At 38.3% G+C, this 3,413-nt stretch carries 3 protein-coding genes and 1 tRNA gene; 3 read left to right on the top strand and 1 reads right to left on the bottom strand.

From position 1 onward, the window contains the following. Positions 1-224 precede the first annotated feature (224 nt). From GO685_RS04205 to radA, 3 genes are all read left to right on the top strand, one after another. A tRNA-Pro gene (locus tag GO685_RS04205) sits at positions 225-298 on the top strand. A gap of 97 nt (positions 299-395) precedes the next feature. Further along, positions 396-1,373, top strand: a complete 978-nt coding sequence (locus GO685_RS04200) for a quinone oxidoreductase family protein (RefSeq protein WP_175937704.1) — start codon at positions 396-398, stop codon at positions 1,371-1,373. Positions 1,374-1,665: 292 nt separating this feature from the next. Continuing rightward, positions 1,666-3,015: a DNA repair protein RadA gene (gene radA / locus GO685_RS04195; protein WP_175937703.1), complete on the top strand. Its 1,350-nt coding sequence runs from the start codon at positions 1,666-1,668 to the stop codon at positions 3,013-3,015. Here radA and GO685_RS04190 read toward each other — a convergent pair. After that, positions 3,002-3,413: P-loop NTPase family protein (locus GO685_RS04190; RefSeq protein WP_458695294.1), on the bottom strand; the 412-nt coding region annotated here is incomplete at its 5' end. The two genes, radA and GO685_RS04190, sit on opposite strands and share 14 nt — an antisense overlap.

Raw genomic sequence — 3,413 nt, 5'->3', positions numbered from 1 at the left:
TTTGTCATTAACCTGCACAGATTGCGAAGATAAACAAATAGCTTCAGTATCATTATAAGGGTAACGGCGAAGGTTATCAAGTAGTTTTTTTTGTTTCTATTGCTAAAAAATCTGAATTCAGCTAGCTACCGCGAAGGTATTATGATGGATAAAAGCAAATGCTTTTTGGTAAATAAATGAACCTTGCATTTTATCTTAGTTATTGCTATTCTAAATAAAGAACCCGGGGCGTGGCGCAGTCTGGTAGCGCATTTGGTTTGGGACCAAAGGGTCGGGAGTTCAAATCTCTCCGCCCCGATTCTTTTATCAACACATATCTTACAGATTTCTAAATAATTTTACAGGATACTGATTATCAGGTAATATAGCCAAAGTTTTTTATCTTAATGCCCATCATGGTTAAAGCCGTACAAATAAAAAGAACTGGAGGACCGGAAGTATTAGAATTCGTAGATAAAAGTACAAGTGAGCCAAAAGGCGAGGAAGTCTTGGTACGTCACACAGCTATCGGTTTAAATCGTTATGACTTGGAGCACAGAAAAGGCATTCGCAAAATTAAAAACCTGCCATCAGTGCTTGGAGTGGAAGCAGTTGGAGTTATTGAAAAGCTTGGCAAAAAAGTAAGCGATAGTTTAGAGATTGGAGATAGAGTTGGATATTGCACAGCACCACCTGGAGCATATTGTGAAAAACGTACCATACACCAAAAATATCTGATAAAGATTCCAGACGAAATACCGGATGAAATTGCAGCAGCAGTGCTATTTAAAGGCATGGCAACTCACTATCTGGTTAACCAGTCTTACAAAATAAAGCCTGGCACTGTTGTGCTCGTGCACGGAGCCAGTGGTGGTTTAGGACAGATAATATGCCAATGGGCAAAGGATAAAAAAGGGGTAGTGATAGGTTCTGTAAGTTCTGATGAAAAAATGAAGATAGCTTTGCAGAATGGCTGCACATACGCAGTAAGTTACAATGATAAAGACTTTGTTTCTAAAATTATGGAGATCACACAAAATAAAGGAGTAGGTGCAGTATACGACCCGATAGGCTATGCTACAAGCAAGCTTTCTTTCGAATCTTTAGGCAAGTTCGGTATATATGTTTCCTATGGGCAGATATCAGGCAGCGCTCCGGTTAGCTTTTCTTTACTTAGCTCACGTTCGCTATTTGCTACAGGAACCTCGATATATCATTATAAGCACGACAGATTCACACTAGTGCTTACTGCAATGGAAATCTTTGAGATGATAAAGAAAAAATTTCTAACGGTAAGGATTAACAAAAAGTATAAATTCAATGAAATAATAGAGGCTCATTGCGATATGGAAGATAGAAAAGTAAGTGGATTGAATATCATTAAAGTCTCTTGAGCAATCTCAACTAATTGCTCATTAGATTATGTTAAAATCCATGCATGCGCAAAGTACCCATAATTGCGCTATAATGTATCTCTTGCACAACCAGTTTATGGTAAGGAATTTTTAGGAGAAACGCAGATGAGCACTGCAGAGTACTTGGGAGAAGTGTAAGCAAATTTTGACGCAAAATCAGAAAGCAGGTTATGTTGCATCATCGCACCCTGGAACTATACATCTAGGGCTTGATGTTTATCACATATTTAACTAATCTTTGTTATAATTGCGAAAAACAACTTTAGCTTTTATGAAAACTGTATATGTATGTCAATCCTGCGGTCATAGCACTGGCAGGTGGGTAGGAAGGTGCATTGCGTGTGATAATTGGGATACAGCTGTTGAAGAAATAGTCGTAAGAACAGAAACAAAAAATACATCTGTAACAATTTCAATAAAGGCATTATCGGATGATGAAATTGTTACCCCGGATCGTCTTTTAACGGGAATAGAGGAATTAGATAGAGTTTTTGGCGGTGGTATTGTTAAAGGTGCAAGTATTTTAATTGGCGGCGAACCTGGAATTGGGAAATCTACCCTTTTACTTAGAATTGCAGCTAGCGTTGCACAACTTTCCTCTCTCGAGTGTCTTTATGTATCTGGCGAGGAATCTTTGGAACAAGTGAGCCTCAGAGCAAAACGCCTTAAGATAAATGAGCCTAAAGTTAAGCTTTTATCTACAGTATCTTTGGCTGATGTAGTTACAACGATAAGAGAAAATAGAAGTATAAAATTCTTAATTATTGATTCCATACAAACAATGTATGATAGCAAAATTACATCAGCACCAGGGACTGTGAATCAGGTTCGCACTTGTGCCCATGAATTAACCATTCTTGCAAAACAACATGGTGTTTCCCTCTTAGTAGTTGGTCATATAACTAAGGATGGACAAATAGCCGGACCTAAAACTTTGGAACATATGGTGGACACAGTGCTATATTTTGAAGGTGAAAATAGCAATCAATATCGCATTTTGCGTGCTATTAAAAATAGATTCGGCCCTGCAAATGAAATTGGTATTTTTGAGATGTCTGAAGCAGGACTCGTGCCTATCGATAATCCATCATCATTATTTCTAGCAGGAAATATTGATGATAGAAAAGTTGTTGGCAGTGCTGTATTTGCAGGAATTGAAGGTTCAAGACCAATTTTGATGGAAGTTCAAGCGTTGATAGCAGGAACGAACATGGAAAATCCAAGAAGAGCAGTGGTTGGATGGGATATTAATCGATTAGCCATGATCATTGCAGTATTAAATGCTCGTTGTGAGATGTCTTTACACAAAAAAGAAGTGTATCTGAACATCGCGGGAGGACTGAAAATACAAGAGCCATCGGCTGACCTTGCTGTTGCTGCTTCCCTTTTTTCAAGCATAGTAAATTTACCGCTGCCAACTTCTTCAATAATTTGTGGCGAAGTTGCACTTTCAGGCGAGATTAGAAACATCTCACATGTTGACCTGAGGCTCAAAGAAGCACAAAAACTGGGGTTCAAAAAAGCGATTATGCCTAAAAATGGCAATTACTCTTCCCACGATATCGAAATAATTAAGCTTGGTCACATAAAGGAGCTAAGAGAAATCTTCAATCACAGTTAAATAGTGCTTCAGCAAATTCTTTACTAGTGAATTCCCTTAGATCCTCTATACCCTCACCAATTCCTATAGCATGTAACTTCACCTTATAAGCTTCCGCAAGTCCAATTACTACTCCGCCCTTAGCAGTGCCATCTAACTTGGTTACGATTAGCCCAGTAACACTCACCATCTTGCTAAATGCCTCTAGTTGACTATAAGCATTTTGGCCGGTGGTTGCATCAAGAACTAAAATAACATCATGAGGAGCAGTATCATCCAATTTCTTTATCGTTCTATATATTTTTGATAACTCCTCCATAAGGTTCACGTTATTTTGTAGCCTGCCTGCTGTATCAATCAAAACAACATCAACGTTCTCTTTTATAGCTTGGCTTACAGCTCTATATGCAACACTTGCA

Source organism: Wolbachia endosymbiont of Madathamugadia hiepei, from assembly GCF_013366855.1.
Taxonomy (GTDB): Bacteria; Pseudomonadota; Alphaproteobacteria; order Rickettsiales; family Anaplasmataceae; genus Wolbachia.
This window is presented reverse-complemented; position numbering and strand designations above follow the sequence as displayed.